The 16,014-nt window shown below is 70.9% G+C and carries 12 protein-coding genes; 9 read left to right on the top strand and 3 right to left on the bottom strand.

Annotated elements, in window-relative coordinates; genetic code table 11:
- The first annotated feature begins 30 nt into the window (after positions 1-30).
- From AB0442_RS35855 to AB0442_RS35815, 9 genes are all read left to right on the top strand, one after another.
- Complete coding sequence (locus tag AB0442_RS35855; protein ID WP_366167739.1) at positions 31-1,992, top strand: hypothetical protein; 1,962 nt, start codon at positions 31-33, stop codon at positions 1,990-1,992.
- Positions 1,992-2,375, top strand: a complete 384-nt coding sequence (locus AB0442_RS35850) for a hypothetical protein (RefSeq protein WP_366167738.1) — start codon at positions 1,992-1,994, stop codon at positions 2,373-2,375. The genes AB0442_RS35855 and AB0442_RS35850 overlap by 1 nt, the downstream gene beginning before the upstream one ends.
- Positions 2,376-2,957 carry a hypothetical protein gene (locus tag AB0442_RS35845; RefSeq protein WP_366167737.1) on the top strand — a complete coding sequence of 194 codons (582 nt, stop codon included), beginning with the start codon at positions 2,376-2,378 and terminating at the stop codon, positions 2,955-2,957.
- Entirely contained in the window at positions 2,950-4,323 is a 1,374-nt protein-coding gene (locus tag AB0442_RS35840; protein WP_366167736.1) for a baseplate J/gp47 family protein, read from the top strand. The genes AB0442_RS35845 and AB0442_RS35840 overlap by 8 nt, the downstream gene beginning before the upstream one ends.
- Entirely contained in the window at positions 4,320-8,507 is a 4,188-nt protein-coding gene (locus tag AB0442_RS35835; protein ID WP_366167735.1) for a LamG-like jellyroll fold domain-containing protein, read from the top strand. Before AB0442_RS35840 ends, AB0442_RS35835 begins: the two co-directional genes overlap by 4 nt.
- The gene (locus tag AB0442_RS35830) at positions 8,504-9,097 is read left to right on the top strand and encodes a hypothetical protein (protein WP_366167734.1); all 594 of its coding nucleotides are present in this window, start codon (positions 8,504-8,506) and stop codon (positions 9,095-9,097) included. The genes AB0442_RS35835 and AB0442_RS35830 overlap by 4 nt, the downstream gene beginning before the upstream one ends.
- An 80-nt stretch (positions 9,098-9,177) precedes the next feature.
- A complete protein-coding gene (locus AB0442_RS35825; protein ID WP_366167733.1) occupies positions 9,178-10,305 on the top strand; it encodes a hypothetical protein in 1,128 nt (375 codons plus the stop codon).
- Between the two features lie 22 nt (positions 10,306-10,327).
- On the top strand, positions 10,328-12,400 hold the full coding sequence (locus AB0442_RS35820; RefSeq protein WP_366167732.1) for a hypothetical protein: 2,073 nt from the start codon (positions 10,328-10,330) through the stop codon (positions 12,398-12,400).
- A gap of 83 nt (positions 12,401-12,483) precedes the next feature.
- Positions 12,484-12,687, top strand: coding sequence for a hypothetical protein (locus AB0442_RS35815; protein ID WP_366167731.1), 204 nt, complete (start codon positions 12,484-12,486; stop codon positions 12,685-12,687).
- A 282-nt stretch (positions 12,688-12,969) separates the two neighbouring features.
- Here the strand turns inward: AB0442_RS35815 and AB0442_RS35810 are convergent, their stop codons facing one another.
- From AB0442_RS35810 to AB0442_RS35800, 3 genes are all read right to left on the bottom strand, one after another.
- Positions 12,970-13,857: a C1 family peptidase gene (locus tag AB0442_RS35810; protein WP_366167730.1), complete on the bottom strand. Its 888-nt coding sequence runs from the start codon at positions 13,855-13,857 to the stop codon at positions 12,970-12,972.
- Positions 13,858-14,103: 246 nt separating this feature from the next.
- The gene (locus AB0442_RS35805) at positions 14,104-15,063 is read right to left on the bottom strand and encodes a transposase (RefSeq protein WP_366167729.1); all 960 of its coding nucleotides are present in this window, start codon (positions 15,061-15,063) and stop codon (positions 14,104-14,106) included.
- Positions 15,011-15,643 carry a transposase gene (locus tag AB0442_RS35800; protein ID WP_366167728.1) on the bottom strand — a complete coding sequence of 211 codons (633 nt, stop codon included), beginning with the start codon at positions 15,641-15,643 and terminating at the stop codon, positions 15,011-15,013. Before AB0442_RS35800 ends, AB0442_RS35805 begins: the two co-directional genes overlap by 53 nt.
- Positions 15,644-16,014: the final 371 nt, after the last annotated feature.

Genomic DNA, 16,014 nt, shown 5'->3' with positions numbered 1-16,014 from the left:
CGGGTGGTGTTCCCGGGGCTGAATCTCAGCGTGTCCAACGACGTGGCCTCCGGCCAGATCCTGAGCGACGCCGAGATCACGGTCCACTACGCCCTCGGCCGGGCTGGCACGTTCAGCGTCGAGCTGGCGGCCCTGCCGTTGGCCGCCCACCGGGCACTGGCGGGCGCGCTCGGCAGCCGCGGCGACGCGAACGGTGCCATCGAGGTGGAGATCACCCTCGGCTATCTGGACGCACCCGCCTCCCGGCAGGCCGTGCTGAAGGGCCGGGTGGTCGGGCTGGGTGTCTCCGAGCAGTTCCCGCCGCTGGGTACCTGCCTGACCGGCTACGAGGAGGCCGCGTTCCGCCTGCTCACCGCCACGGGCGCGGGCGGCGGGGGTCTTCTCGGCGCGGCCGCGCCCGGCCTTCCCGGCGGCGCAGGCGGGAAGTCCGGGCTCGCACACTACGCCGCGCGGGACACCACCGCGGCTGCGGCGGCCAAGGAGATCGTCGAGCGCAGCGGCGGCACGCTCGCGGACGGCGCTACCCCGGCCAGCCACCCACGGGACGTCAACCTGGACGGCCCCAACGACTTCGAGCTGCTGGCAGCCCTGGCCAGGCAGTACGGTGCCGAACTCCTGGTGCAGGACGGCACCGTGCAGTTCGGAACCGCCGTCACCCACCCGCCGGCCGGGCCGGGCCTGTCGGTACCGCCCGACCCGTCCGCCGGACTGGCGGCGCTCGCCGGCGAGGACGCGCTGATCGTGCCCGAGACCGGGACCATCGCCCGGCTGGCGGCCTTCAAACCCGTCCAGGCCCGCACCGCGGCCGCCCTCCGGATCGCGCGCGACCTGCCCGACGACGTCTCGGTGGCGGCCTTCGACTTCACCGTGCTCGGCCTGCCAGAGCTGCGGGCCGGCCAGCTGGTAGCGGCGAGCGTGGACGGATACCAGAACCCGCTCCGGGGCTACCGGGTCATCGAGCTCACCCACTCCTTCTCACCCCGGGGCAACACCGTCACCTCCCAGGGCGGTTACGTGTGCACCGGCCGGGCTTCCGCCTTCACGCGGGCGGCTCCCGGTGCCGCTCGCGGCGGCGACAGCACCAATCGCAAGAACACCGAGGCGGCCCGGCGGGGCAGCCCGGCCGCGATCGCCGAGGCGATCTCCGGACGGATCCGCGACGCCCGCACCGTCTCGCCCTCGGTCGACGTCGGACGGATCTCCACCGCCACGTCCGAGCGGCGGGTGGCCGACCTCGGGTACGGACAGGGCCAGGCCCCGGAGGCCGTCACGCCGAGCGTGGACCTCGCGGTGGCCGACGGCGGACCGGTACTCCACGACAAACCACTGGCCGCTCCGTTCGCCTGGCACCGGACCGGCCTGTCCGTCCCCGTCTACCCGGGCATGCGCGCGCTGCTGAACGGCGTCCGCGCCTCCCGGGAGGACACCGTGGTCGCCGGGTTCCTGTGGACAAACGAGCCCGCCATGGACCGCCCCGCCTCCAAGGCCGGCGACTGGTGGCTATGCCTGCCCACTGAGGTCTCGCCCGGGCCAGAGCCGCGCCCGGTGGGCAAGGGCGCCAACGACCTGACCGCGGGGGACGGCCGCCGGGTGGTCGAGGCGGTCGGGCTGAAGCTGACGGTCGGCACCGCAGCCTGCTCGCCCGTCGGCGACCGGCCCGTCGAGGGCGCCGCGGAGGAGTTCCTGCTCTCGCACGTCTCGGGCACCGAGGTGCGCATCGACCCCCGCGGCAACGTCAAGCTCACAGCGACGAGCGGCACCACGGTCACGGTGAAGGCCGGCCAGACGTCGGTGACCGTCACGAACGGCAAGGTGTCCGTCAACGGCGCCACGGTCACGGTGACGTCCGGCCAGACGTCCGTGACCGTCGACAACGACAAGGCGGCCGTCGCCGTCGGCCACTCCGCGCTGAGCGTCACCGCGGACAGTGCGGCCATCAGTGCGGGCGGCGCCAGCCTCACCCTCGAAAAGGGGAAGGTGGCGATCCGCTGATGCCCCTCGTCCTCGTCGAAGGCGCGATCATCGAGTGCTCGCACGGCGGTGCCTGCAGGCTGCCCGGTCCAGGCAGCCAGCAACTCACCGTGGCCGGACGGGCAGTGCTGCTCATGGGCGCGGAGGCTGGCTTCGCCTTCGGGAACGCCGCCACCCCTGTCCCCGGCATGATCACGCCCTGCACCGCCGTCGTCCCCGCATCCGGAAACCCCCGGCCGTGCCTCACCCAGCCCACCCTGTCGGCGGGTGTCACCGTGAAGCTCACCGTCGGTGAGCAGCCCGTCCTGCTCGCCACCGCGAACGGCCCCACTGTGAGCGGCACCGGCCCGGGCAGCACCTGGAAGATCTCCGATCCCGGCCAGCAGACGCTGGAGGCGGTCTGAATGAGCGACCCCGGCCTCATCCCCGACCCCGTTGTGCCGGTCGACCCCGGTGTGCTGACCGACCCCGCTGCCCTTGCCGACCTCTACCCCGGCCTCCCCGGCGCGCCGCCGGCCGGACCGACGGGCGCACCCAGCCTCGGCAACAGCCTCACCCTCGACGACGGGGACCTGGTCACTGACCCGGGCACCGGCGGACTGGCCGGGAACCAGGGCCCCGAAGCCCTCCTCCAGGCCCTGCTCCTGGCTGTCGAGACCCAGCTCGGCACCGATCGGCTGAACACCACCTTCGGTTTCGACCACCTCGCCCTCGGCCGCTACGCACTCGAAGCCCCGGCCCGCAAGGAGTACATCCGGATGGAGCTCGTCCGCTGCCTCAGCGCCGACCGCCGGGTCGCCGACGTCCGGGAAGTCTTCTTCCAGGACGACCAGCGCTACCGGGACCTGCGACCTGACCTGGCCCCCGCCACCTACGAGCGGATCGTCCGGACTGCCCGGGTGAACCGCGAGTACACCGTCTACGCGATCATCGAGACCATCGCCGGCTCCACGCTCGCCCTCACCTCGGGGGGACGCCTTGACTGACCTCACCCCGCCCACCCGACCGGCCGACCCCGCCCCGCCCGCCGCCGACGGCTACGGCGTGACCCCCGACGGTTTCGTCGTCAAGGGCATCGACCAGATCATCGCAGACCAACAGGCCCGCGCACGAGCCATGTTCGGCAGCGACGTCGACCTGACCTCAGGCTCCGCGCTGCGCAAGGTGCTCGACGCCGCCACCGTCCACGTCCACGAACTGTGGCGCTCCCTGGAGAACCAGTACTACGCCAACTTCATCACCACCGCGCAAGGCGACGCCCTCACCCTCCTCGGCGGCGAGCTCGGCCAGGAACGGAGACACCTGCGGGCCACCGGCGAGGTCACCCTCACCGTGCACGAAACCGGCCCCGACCGTACCGTCGTCCTGCCCCAGGGCACCGTCATACGCACCGCCGCCGCCCCCACCCCCGACCACCCCGTCGTCAAACTGCGCACCACCGCCACGGCCACCCTCGGCACCACCACGCCCACCGCGACAGTCGGCGTCCAGGCCGTCGAGCGCGGACCGGGCGGCAACCTGCCCCTAGAGGCGGACCTCATACTCGAACCGCAATGGGCCCGCGTCCACCTCGACCTCGGCCCGGCCACCGTCACCATCACCAACCAGGCCCCGGTCAGCGGTGGCGACTTCCTCGAAGCCGACGACGCCCACCGCACCCGCCTGCTCGGCGTCCCCCGCACCGTGTGGACCCAGGACGCCATACTCGCTCAGCTCCTCGACGTCCCCGGCGTGCGTGATGCCGCCATTTTCGACCCGCTCGGCGGAATCGACGCCTCCCAGGCCACCTTCAACAGCTATCTGTTCGGCCAGCACGAGTTCACTGCTGGACGCCGCACCGGCTCCCCCTACTTCTTCGACATCGTCGTAGCCGTCGAACCGGGCTGGCCCTGGTTCCAGGACGAGGGCGACATCCCGGCCGTCCACCCGGCCGTGGTCGACGTGGTGCGGCAGTGGCGGCCGGTCTCCGTCTTCCCCGACATCAGGCCCGCCAACCATGTCGACGTTGGCATCCGCGCCACCCTGGTGGTCCAACCCGGCCACGACCCGGACGCCATCCGCGGCGAGATCCTCGGCGCCGTCCACACCGGGGTGGAACGGCTGCGCCTGGGCCGCGGCGTCCTCCACTCCGACCTGGTACTGACCGCCCGGTCGGTCGCCGGGGTGGTCGACGTACAAAACCTGCGGCTGCGCCGCGGCGCCCCCGTCTTCGGCGAGGTCGGCTTCGGTGGCGCGGTGTACGGCAACGCCGAAGAACTGTCCGTGGGCGAGAACCTCACCCTCACCGCCGACGAGATCGCCCGATTCGACCTCGACAGCCCGCTGATCGACCTTCAGGTAGCAAGCCCATGACCATCGACTTCCTCGACATCATGGCCACCGGTCTCACCCCCGCGTACGACCGTGGCATGGAACGCCTCACCCTGCCGCTCACCGCGGCCGGCCCCGGGACGCTCAAGCCGCAGTACGACTTCTCCGCCTATCGGGCCCGCCACGGCCGCGATCCGGACGCCCCGCGCTACCTCCTCGCACCCCGACAAACCACCGCCGAACCGCTCGGCGTCAAAGTCTCCTTCACCCGCGCCCCCGGCGCGACCGAGGAATCCACCACCGTCTGGTTCCCGGCTGGCTGGCCCGCCGGCGACCAGGCTGCCGTCGAGCTGCCCGGCACCGCAGCTCAGTTCACCGCCGCCCTGCAGATCACCCGCCTGTTCCCGGTACCTCCGGCCCCGGCCGCACCAGAGGACTGGGAACTCACCGCGCTGCTCGGGACCCTCGCCCGGCTGCTCTGGACGATCGGCCGCGACTACCAGGACCTCAACCGCCGGGCCGCCGACGTCACCCGCCAGCGCTTCGCCGCTCACGCCCGCGGCGCCAGTCTCGACCTGCTCGGCCTGGACCTCGGCGCGCCCCGCTTCCCGCCCCTCCGGTACGAGCCGGACCCTGACACCCTCGCGCTCTTCCACCTCGACGACCAGCCCGCACCCGGAGAGAGCCAGGTCACCGAGATCCTCGACGCGAGCGGCCGACTCGACCCGCAAAACAGCACCGTGGCCGGCACCGCCCAGTGGGGTCGCACAGGCCGGTTCGGACCCGCCTTCGGCTTCACCGCGCCCGGCGGCCACATCACGGTCACCGACCTGCCCGCACTCGGCGCAGACCTCACCATCGAGGCCGTCGTCCGCCCCGACCGAGCCGCCACCGGGCCCGGCGCCATCTTGGCCCGCCGCGACCCGCTCAACACCCGGAATGACCCCGGCTGGGCCCTCACCCTCGGCCGCTACCGCGGCATCAACCACAACCCGCGTTTCTCGATCTCCGACGGCGCCAAAGAGACCGAACTCTTCGCCGACCTCGACCTGGCCGACGGCCGCTTCCACCACCTCGCCGCCACCCTTCACCGCACCGGTGCCAGCGCCGACGCCCGCCTGTACATCGACGGCACCGAGGCCGACCGGCACGCCATACCCCAGTTCGGCCCGATCACCGACACGCCGCTGCTGATGATCGGCACCGGCCGCGAGGCCACTAAGGACGGCCCCGTCGACGCGCCCTACCTCGGCCTGATCGAGGAAGTTCGCGTTTCCGGCACCGCCCGCACCGCCTTCGACCCCGTCACCGGCGAGAGCGACCGGCAGTACCGCGACCGGCTCGCCATCTTCCAAAGCTGGCTGCTCCCCACCCCCGACAACCTGCAGGCGGCCCTCAACCGACTCGCCGGATCCGTCTCCGTCCCGCCGTCCTCCACCGCCGACGCCGCCGACCCATTCGTCGTCGACGAGACCACAGCCCAGATCACCACCGGATCCACCCTGCTGCGCGTGCTGCCACGCCGGCTCACCCCCGGCCAACGGATCACCGCGGACGGCGACCGGCTGCCCACCGAAGCGCAGGCCGTCGGCACCGCCGCGGACGAGCCCGACTTCGACCCCGCCTGGCTCTGCCGCCACGACGACCGACCCGGCCTCGACTTCGCCGGCAACGACGGAAACCGGCAGATGCAGCTCACCACCCGGCTCGCCCTCGACGCCCTGGTCGACCGGCTCGCCGCCCTACCCGGGACCGAGCCCGGTGTGCTGTCCGTGTTGCGCGCCTACGACCCCTCCGGCCCCGGTCTGTACGCCGTCGGCCGGACGCTGAGCCTGCGCCACAGCACCGTCCCGACCGCCGAACTCGGCGTGCACGCGCACGCCGTCGGGTTCGGCTGGGTCACCTGCACCCCCGACGACCAGGTGTACGCCTCCCAGCCGCCCGGCGACGCCTTCGCCATCACCGTCACCCCCGCCGACGGAACCGGCCTTGTCGCAAAGCACAACGCGACTCTGGACCTCGACCCGCCCGTGGCGGCAGTGCCCGGCGCCATGGTCCGCTGGTCGGTCACCGGCGCCGGCCCCGGCTCCGCCCTCGTCATCCCGGGCAACCCCGCCGGCACCGCGGTGCTCCAGGCCCAGAACGCCGGCGACATCACCGTCGGAGTAGAGGTCACCCGGGCCGGACACACGCGTGGCGGCCACCGGACCCTACGGATCGGCCTGCCCGACGACCTGCTGAAGAACGACCAGACGATTGGACGGGACGGCCGGATCGGCGCTACCGAGGCCGACGCGGCCGGCACCGCCTCCAAGGACTTCGACCCCGCATACCTCCAGCTGCGCACCGACGACCTGGCCAGCCCACCCGCCCCCGTCGACTACGGGGCCGACCCGCATCACCGGCAGATGCAGCCCGCCGCCGGCGCCGCCCTGGACCGGCTGCTGGCCGCCCTCGGGCGGACTGCGCCGCTCACCGTGGCGAGCGCCTACGCCCCGGGCGCCCCGGGGTTGGCCGGCCAGGGGCGGGTCCTCGTGCTGCGCGACGATCGGCCGGCGACATCCGCCGGGCCGCCGCCCCTGACCGGCGCCGCCCTGGCCGCGCGTGCGTTTGCCGCCGGATTCGACCACATCACCGTCCAGGCCCCGGACGGAGCCGACGGGCACGGCTCCATCCGGGTCGCGGTCTCGGCAGAGGAGCAGCTGGCAGTCACGGTGCGGGAGCAGTTCGCGGCGCCGACGGACGGGGCGGCCGCCGAGATGACCGAGGGGGAAAGCCTCACCGCCGCCGCAGGCCCGCGGGCCGGCCCCGTCGCCGCCTGCTTCCACCCGGACGGCAGCCGCTTCTACCTGGCAGACCGCGGCAGCCACCGGGTCGTCGCCTACAGCCTGAGGACGGCCGGGGCCGCGCCGGGGCCCGGGCCCGCCGCGCCCCCGCTGCCGGCCGCCCCGCCCGTGATCGCATTCGCCGGATCGGCCGTCACCGGCCCGCTGCCCGTCTCGATCGCGTTCGTCGGCGGCCGGCTCTTCGTCGCGCACGAGCGTGGCCGGGTGGTCGCCCTGGATCCGGGCACCCTTGGCGCCGAGCCGCTGGCCACGCCCGACGCGGTGGCGCTGGCCACCGATGGCACCCGGCTCTACCTCACCGCCACCGACGGCACACTGCACTCCTACGACCCGCAGACCGGCACCCAGAAGCTCAACCTGCCGCTGCCAGGCACGCCAGGCGCCATCGCCGTCTCCCCGAACGGCCCGCTTCTCGCGGTACTGCTGGACGGCGCCCGATTCTGCCTGGTCGACCGTCAGGCTGGCCACGTCCACGGCCCGGCCATCGCCGTCGGCGCCGCCCGGGTACTCTGTGCGGCCTTCACACCGGACGGCGGCAAGCTGTACGTCGGTGTGGACACCGGGGCACCCGGGGCGAGGCGCGGCGCGGTCCTGGTCTACACGGCCGACGCTGACACGCCGCGCACACTGTCCGGCTTCCCGCCCGGCACGACCCCGGTGGCGATGTGCCAGGCCACCGACCAGCGCCACCTGTTCATTGCGACCGCAGGCAGCCATCCGGCCGCTGGGCGGGTGCACGTCCTCGACGCCACCACGGACCGGCTGCTGCCGCTGCCCTTCGCCGCTGCCGACGACTGCCGTGCCCTCGCCGCCTCCCCGGCGGGCGCCACGTACCCGCCCTGCCTGCTGGCCGTGCCCGAGGCCGGAGGCGCGCTGTTGCTGGCTGACCAGCAGCCGCTGGCACAGGATCCCCCGCGGCCACCGGAATTGCAGCTGCGGCAGACGATCGGACCGGACCAAGGGATCGAGATCGGGTGGTCCGTGCTCCCGTTCGGCCCCGGCCGGGCGGAGCCCCTCGTCTTCGACGCACCGGTCACCCCGGTGTCCGGCCTCGCACCCGGGCTGGTCAGGCTCCGCGCCTACTGCCTGCGGGGCAGCTCGGTGCTGCCCTACCAGTGCGAGGTACGCCTGCGGGAGGACCTGGAAGCGGTCGGCGCGGTAATCGGCAAAGGCCAGTACGACCTGGTGCTGAACATCCTCAACTGGTTCCAGCCGATCGGCGTGGAGTTCCTGACCGGACGGCTGAGGGCGCACGTCCGCGAACTCGCCGGGGCCGTCGGCGATGCCGACCTGCTGCCCGCGTTCACCTTCCCGACCTACCACACCTACGACCAACCGCCGTTCCGCGGCCGCCGACCGGAGAGGGACCATCCACCATGATCGAGCTGTACCACCCCGCGTTCACCCACGAGGACTGGATCGACAACCAGGACCGCGTCCAGGCAGGCGGCGCAAAAGGTCTCAACGTCCGCTTCCACGGGCTGGAGACGGAGTTCCACCGGCTCGCCGACGACCACCTCAACAAGGTGATCCAACTGCTGGTGAAGTCGCAGACCGTCCTCAGCCTGTGCCCGTTGCTGACGTTCAACCAGCCCGGCTCCGGAGTCGGCTGGGAGATCAGCCTCGACCTCGCGCAGAGGCCAGCCACCGCTCCTGACGTCCACGGCATCATGAACGTCGTGCTGCCCGACGGTGCTTCCATCACGTCGCTGACGGTCTTCGGTGACGTCCACGCCGAGGACCCCAGCAAGCCGGTTCCATCCCCGGACGTCTACCTGCGGAGCAAGGACATGACCGGCGCGGGCGCAGTGGAGATCGTCCGGTACAAGACCTTCGGGGTGCCGGCGAAACCGGCGGCGGAGACGATCGTCGACAACGCCGCGAACAAGTACTTCCTCGCTGCCGATCTGGTCGGGGCCCAGAACAGGGGCGACGTGAGACTGCAGTGCTTCCAGATCGCCTATGAGTGATGGATGGCTTGCGCAGATGACGGGGCCGGCGGCCGTGTGACCGGCCGGCGCGGCCGGTCCGAGTTGCAGAGGTGAGAGGGATGCCCATCGGACCGCCCCAGTCACGGGATCAATCGAGCGGTTTCGACCTGGGGCAGCAAAGCCCGACCCGTTACGGAGTGCTGGGCGCCAACGTCGCGCTGGGCGGGATCGGTGTGCGCGGAGTCGCGCGTCAGGCCACCGGCGCCTCCGGCAAGGGTGCCGACGTGGGCGTGACGGGCACGGCCACGGCAGGCCCCAGAGTGCCGGGGCCGAGCGAGCCAGGGCCGGGGGTGGCCAGTACCAACACGGGCGGGCCGGGTGTCGTCGCCAGCGGTGTCCTCGGGCCCGGAGTGCCGGGGACCAGCACGCAGGGTACGGGCATGGCGGGCGCCGGCGCCCCAGGGAGCGGTCCGAAGGACAACAGCGGCGACGGCAGCTGGGTGGCCGCGACCAGTGGATCCGGCTTTGGCACAGGCACCTGCAGCCACGAAGGACTGGTGCTCAGCGCATTCAACGGGCACCCGAAATCCGGCGGAGGGGGCATCGGCTTCGGCAACGAGCCCAGCCGCGGTCCGGTCATCCGGGCACGCAGCTGGTTCGGATGGGGCGTCCTCGCTCTCAGTGAGTTCAACGCCGCCGTCCACGCCCAGGGGCCCAAAGGGCTGATAGCGACCGGTTCCCCGCTCGGTGTGGACATCGCCGGCGGCGCGCAGGCGGACGGGACGATGGTCGCAGCCGGTGCCGCCCGGTTCCTGCTCGGCCATCCGCTCCCCCCGGCGGGAAGCACCCTCGCCCATGCCTTCGTGGTCTCGCCGGGGAAGAAGGACGTCCACGACGGTGCGGTGAGCCTCGACGACACCGGGCGGACGGCCGTCCCCCTGCCGGACCGGTGCGACGCGCTGAACCAGGACTTCCGCTACCAGCTGACCACAATCGGCGCACCGGCCCACGAGCTGCACATCAGCCAGGAGATCCACAGCAACGGCTTCGCCGCCGTGCGCGGAACTCCCGGCGGACGGGCGGGTCGGCAGGTCACCGGCGTGCGCTTCGACAGGCGGGCGCAGACCAACCCCGCCATCCCCGAATCCGTCAAGTCCGCCGAGCATCGCGGCCTCTACCTTCACCCTGCCGCGTTCGACCAGCCGCCCGAGCACGGGATCGCCGCACGGCGCCCCCGAGCCGGGTGACAAAACCAAGGAGATGTGACTGATGCCCATCAAACCGCCGGCATCACAGGACGGCGCGAGTACCTTCGACCCTGGACAGGTGGCACCACCGCTGCGCTTCGGTGTCTGGGGGGACTCCGACACCGGGGCCGGGGTGATCGGCTCCAGCCACGCGACGACGGCCGGGACGGGCGCGGCCCTGGTGAACCCCGCAGGCGTCCTCGGCGTCAACGACCAGGTTCAGGGCGTCGGTGTCCAGGGCCGGGCCAACGGACAGGCCGGGACGGCCGTGCTCGGTGTCAGCGAGCACGGCGTCGGGGTGACCGGCTGCTCCCGCGGCACCCAGGCGGGGGTGACAGGAACGGCCGCCACCGGGCCAGGAGTATCGGGAACGAGCGCCAGTGGGCCAGGAATCACCGGCTCCAGCACCGGTGGCCCGGGCCTTTCGGGGTCGAGCACCGACGGCCCGGGCGTCGTGGGATCGAGCACCGGCGCGCCGGGCGTCTCGGGCTTGAGTGCCAGTGGCCCGGGCCTGTCCGGAAACAGTGGCACCGGCGCTGGTGTGTCCGGCACCAGCGACAGTGGGGCCGGCGTCCAGGGCGTCTGCCTCGGTGGCACCGGTGTCCAGGCGTCCGGGAAGGTGGGGATCACCGCGTCCGGCGACCCGGTGGCAGGCACCTTCAGCGGAGCCGTCCATGTGACCGGGCCGCTGACCGTCGGCGCCGGGGCACCCACGTCGGCTGCCGGGTTGGAGATCGACCGGGGTGCGACGAACGACGTGGCGCTGCGGCTGGTGTCCTCCGGTCCCGGATGGGGCTCCGGGCTCCAGCTGAGCAACACCGCGGCGGGAGCGAGGACCTACGGCATGTTCTCCTCGTCGGATGGGAGCCTGCGCTTCACCGACCAGGGCGCCGCCAAAGACCGCCTCGTGATCGATGCCCACGGCAACCTAGGGCTCGGGACTGCCAAGCCCTCTGCCGGGTTGGAGATCGACCGGGGTGCGACGAACGACGTGGCGCTGCGGCTGGTGTCCTCCGGTCCCGGATGGGGCTCCGGGCTCCAGCTGAGCAACGCCGCCGCTACCGGCAACACCTACGGCATGTACGCGGGTGACGACGGGAGATGGCACTTCCAGCAGAACGGGACCGACCTGCTGACGGTCAGTCCGGGCCAGGGCGGGGTGGACGTCCGCCGGCGGATGAGGGTCCGCCAGGGCGACGATCTGTCGGCCGGCGTGTGGTTCCTCCAGCGCGTGCCGAACGCCGACCGGGCGTTCGTCGGGATGGCCGACGACGACACGGTCGGTTTCTGGGGCAACGGCGGTGTCGGCTGGGGCCTGAAGATGAACGTCAACCAGGGAGGGGTGGAGGTTGCGCGGCGGATGTCCGTGCGTCAGGCCGGAGACGCATCGGCAGGCATCTGGTTCCTGCAGGACGTGGCACTCCCCCAGCGGGCGTTCGTCGGGATGGCCGACAATGACACCGTCGGATTCTGGGGAAACGGCGGAATCGGCTGGGGCTTGAGGATGGACGTCAACCAGGGCGGCGTGCAGGTGTTCAGCGGCAGCGAGGCCCTCCAGGTGAACGGTCCGGACGTCGGGATCCGCGCTTTCGGGCGGTGGGCGGGCATCTTTCAAGGCGGAGTCATCGTCACTGGACCGCTCTCCAAGCCCGGCGGCGGATTCAGGATCGACCACCCGCTGCATCCGTCGGAGAAGTACCTGTCCCACTCATTCGTCGAGTCGCCCGACATGACGAACCTCTACGACGGCACCGTGGTGACGGACGACAGGGGCAGGGCGACTGTCGTTCTGCCGACGTACTTCGAGGCGCTCAACCGCGACTTCCAGTACCAGCTCACCCCGATCGGACAGCTGGCAGCGGCAACCGTGACCACCGAGATCAAGAACAACACCTTCACCATTCGCACCGACAAACCGAGGGTCAAGGTCTCGTGGCAGGTCACCGGCATACGCCACGACAGGTGGGCCGAAGCCCACCGCATCACCGACGAGGAGGACAAACCTGACGAGGAGCGCGGCAAGTTCCTCAATCCTGAGATACACGGCCAGCCGGCGAGCAAGAACGTGCTGGCCGCCAACCTTCCGCGCCCATGACCGGGCCGTCCATAACGGCCGCGGCCAGCGCAGTGGCGGCCGCGACCCACGAACCCGAGGCCTCATATTCCATGGCGGTAACCATGCTGGACCAGATGAATTCGCGACTGACCGAGCTCGAGCAGGAGTTTCTCAAGGGCGAGAACCGGCTCCGGGCCTTGCTCCAGGAGGAGGCCGACCTCCGGCAGACACTCATCCGCATCAGCGGCGCCGTCCAGGTGCTACAGGAACTGGTGGCCGGGCACGGAACCGCCACCGAGCCCTGCCCCACGTCCGAACAGGCATAGGCCGACTCGGTGCGCCGACCCAAACTTCCGCAGCTCGCATGTCGGGGAGAACGCGAAGCTCCGGCCCCGGAGCCCGCGTCCCGGTCGCCGGGCAGCCGGTCCCGCCTGCACCTCGGCCCACCTGCACCCCGATGCAGGTGCGCAGGTGCACGGTGGCTACGCAGGTGGGAACGGACAGCGCTTGCCGTCGGGTCTGGACGTCGTTGAGCGTCGGCCGTGAATTCTTGCCGGCTTTCGCTGCCAGCCGGCCCCGAGCCCGTATCAATACCGGGGCTACAGCAGTCAGGCGTCAAACTTGCCCGTCTCCAGGTACTCCTGGTTGACCATCACCCAGAAGTCATCCGCCTGGCCCTGCAGGACGTACTGGTAGGGAATGTAGCCGTACCCGGAGTCACCCCAGCCGGTTCCCCAGGAATTGCGGATGATGAAGGCTCCCGTGGTGGTGCTCCCGTCCAGCGGGTTTGTCACCGCCCGATTGTTGTCATAGCCGACCACCATGACAGCATGTCCCCCCAGGAGGTTTTCGCTGGGGGACGGGAACGGGATGTTCCCATTGGCGGTGTGCCGGATGCTCTCGTACACGGCGAATCCGAACATGGAGGGAATTCCGGAAGCAGCGTGCGCTTTGATATCCGCGAGGAGGTCATTCGCCGGCGTGCCAGGCGGGTCCAGGCGGTAGTAAGTGAGCGCCTGGTAGTTGCTGGCGAATGCGTAGTGGAAGGCAGCGGGCTCGTTCTCGAACGCGGGGATGTCGTACGGCCAGTACTTCTCCGGGGGTGCGCCGAACAGCGTGATTGCACCCATGGTGGAGCGGAGGTAGGCGCCCGTGTCACCGGTCCACTGAAGGAGGTCGCGGGTTGCCTTGTAGATGAAAAGACGCGAGGCGGGAATGAAGTTCCCGTGAGCCCGGATCTCGAAGTACTCCAGGACGCCTGAGGCTGCGTTCGCAGTGCACGAGCCCAGCTCACCCTGATCCACGATTGGTGAACAAAATTGACGCAAGTCCACGCTTTCCGGCTGGTTGCCCACCGCCATCTTGAGGACGCCGGTGCGCTCGACGAGTCCGGGGATTCCGTTGGTGTTTTTGGTGAAGTCCCGGATGTCCGGGCGGTCCGGGATCCACCCCATCCCCTTCCCATTGACAGTGTTCTTCACGTTGATTGCCTCCATTTTGCGCATTCCAAATCTACTACGGGGCGGATGGTACAGGACTACTGGATACCCCCGTGCGGCCCCCGCTTCACAGATCGGCGCTTCTGTCACCTGAAGGCACCAACTCGGGACCCCATGCCAGCCTCAAGGCCATCCTCACATGCAAGTGCGCATACGATGTAAGCCCCAGGGGCTATATTTGATCATCGAAATGTTTTTCCTTTAACTAACTTGACTCTGTCGGGGATCTTGGTTGCTGCGGTGTCAGCTGACGGCTCGCCAGGAACGCAGGCGAGGGATGTTCTGCTGGTCGAGGTAGTCCTGGAAAGCTGTCGGCGGTCGTGGAGGTGCGCTCTCGCTGGGAGGCTGCCGGCTGAGGCGTTCGATGTTGACGGCGATCGCGGTGAGGACGTGCTGCAGGTGGGCCTTCGCCTGTCCGCGGTAGCGGCAGCGGCGCATGCCGTGGCCGTGGGCGAACTCGCAGATGGTGCCCTCAATGCCGGAGCGGACCGCGTAGCGCTTGTGCCAGGCCGGGTCCTGCTGCTCGGCGCGGTTGCGCAACTGGAGGTCGAACAGTTCGCGCGGCGGGAAGCCCACGGTGCGCTGGGCGTCACGGGAGGTGGTGCACTGGGCACGGACCGGGCAGGGCTGGCACTGGCTCCTGGTGAAGCGGGCCACGATCAGCGGGGCCGCGGTCGGCGAGGAGGTCGGGTAGGGGCCGTGCCAGCCGGCGCTGATCTTCCCGTGCGGGCAGGTGACCTCTTTGCGGTCGAAGTCGATGTGGAAGTCGTCGCGGGCGAAGCCCTCTCCCCGGCGGTGCTGGCGGGTGGGGTTGCCCGGTAGCGGTCCGACGACGGTGATTCGGTGGTTGCGTTGGGCCTGCTCCAGGTGGGGCAGGGAGGTGTAGCCGCCGTCGACCAGGTGCTCGTCCGGCAGCAGGCTCCGGCGCTCCAGCCGGGCGTGGATGCCGGGCAGGACCTCGGTGTCGGCGCTGGTGGCCGGCATGGTCGCCACGTCCGTGATCACGTTGGGCCCGTCGCCGGAGCAGGTCTCGGTCACATGTGCGAGGAATCCCGTCCAGCGGGTGACCTGTCCGCGGCGTGCGTAGCGGGCCGTCGGATCGTAGGGCGAGACGATCCGGTTGGCCGAGGGCGGCAGACCGCTGCCGTTGTCATCGTCGCGCCAGCGCAGGCGCCCGGAGGGGTCCCAGTGGTAGTTCTGCACCAGGATCTGCCGCAGGACCTGGGTCTGGGTGCCGGCGAGCAGGGACGGGTGGTTGCGGCTGAGGTGGTCGAGCAGGCGGCGGGCGTCTTCGCCGGTGGTGTTGATCCTGGTCTTGGGACGGGCCGTCCAGCGCGTGGCCGGCAGTGCGGGCGAGTTCTTCCAGGGCCGCGCGCACGGCCTCGGTGACGAGTTCGAGGCGGGTCAGGTCGCGGACGGTGGCCAGGACGTGGGTGGAGTCGGTGCGCTGGGTGGTGCGCTCGCGGACCAGGCCGGTCTCCTTCAGGCGAGCCGGGGCGAGGTCGAGGAGGCGGTCCGCCCGGCCCTCCTGCAGCAGCCGGTCGCGGAAGTCGGACAGCACGCTGTGGTGGAAGCCTGGGTCGTCGAGTTCGAGGCCCAGCGCGTATTTGAAGTCGATGCGGCAGCGCACGGCTTCGGCTGCATCGCGGTCGGACAGGCCCAGCAGGAACTGCAGCACGCTGACCGTGGCCAGCTGGGCTGGCGAGAGCCCCGGACGTCCGTCGCGCGGGTACCAGTCGGCGAAGTCCTCGTCCCGCCACAGGCCGTCGAGACGGTCACGCACCCACATCGCCGTCGTACCAGCGGGGTTGCTGGCCCTCGCCATCTGTGCCGTCAACACCGGGACCTCGGCACCCAGACGGGGACGGACCGACAACTCGCACTCCTCGGGAATCTCGCGGGCACCGTGCACCCGCGAGACTGGCGCACCGCCATGATCATCGGCAGCAGAACACCAAGATCCCCGACAGAGTCAAGCTGACGAGATACACAGACGCCGCCAGCAAAGGCCAGATAGGCAACCAGGCTTACAACTTGGTGCGCGATAGACGGGGAGTGTGGGGCGTCGTGGATGATCATGAGCCATGAGGTCGGAGTGGGCTCGTGGGGTGTTGTCGCATCGGATCTGTACCGGTCTGCCGAGGCGCCGGCTGG

Origin of the sequence: Kitasatospora sp. NPDC085895, assembly GCF_040702125.1 — a bacterium.
In the GTDB taxonomy this organism is placed as follows: Bacteria; Actinomycetota; Actinomycetes; order Streptomycetales; family Streptomycetaceae; genus Kitasatospora; species Kitasatospora arboriphila.
The sequence above is the reverse complement of the archived record's forward strand: the minus strand, read 5'-3'. Positions and strand labels throughout refer to the sequence as shown.

Excerpts from the sequence above, each read along its gene's own strand:
- AB0442_RS35850 (WP_366167738.1), top strand. The coding sequence starts at position 1,992 with ATGCCCCTCGTCCTCGTCGAAGGCGCGATCATCGAGTGCTCGCACGGC.
- AB0442_RS35825 (WP_366167733.1), top strand. The coding sequence starts at position 9,178 with ATGCCCATCGGACCGCCCCAGTCACGGGATCAATCGAGCGGTTTCGAC.
- AB0442_RS35815 (WP_366167731.1), top strand. The coding sequence starts at position 12,484 with ATGCTGGACCAGATGAATTCGCGACTGACCGAGCTCGAGCAGGAGTTT.
- AB0442_RS35835 (WP_366167735.1), top strand. The coding sequence starts at position 4,320 with ATGACCATCGACTTCCTCGACATCATGGCCACCGGTCTCACCCCCGCG.
- AB0442_RS35820 (WP_366167732.1), top strand. The coding sequence starts at position 10,328 with ATGCCCATCAAACCGCCGGCATCACAGGACGGCGCGAGTACCTTCGAC.
- AB0442_RS35810 (WP_366167730.1), bottom strand. The coding sequence starts at position 13,857 with ATGGAGGCAATCAACGTGAAGAACACTGTCAATGGGAAGGGGATGGGG.
- AB0442_RS35845 (WP_366167737.1), top strand. The coding sequence starts at position 2,376 with ATGAGCGACCCCGGCCTCATCCCCGACCCCGTTGTGCCGGTCGACCCC.
- AB0442_RS35830 (WP_366167734.1), top strand. The coding sequence starts at position 8,504 with ATGATCGAGCTGTACCACCCCGCGTTCACCCACGAGGACTGGATCGAC.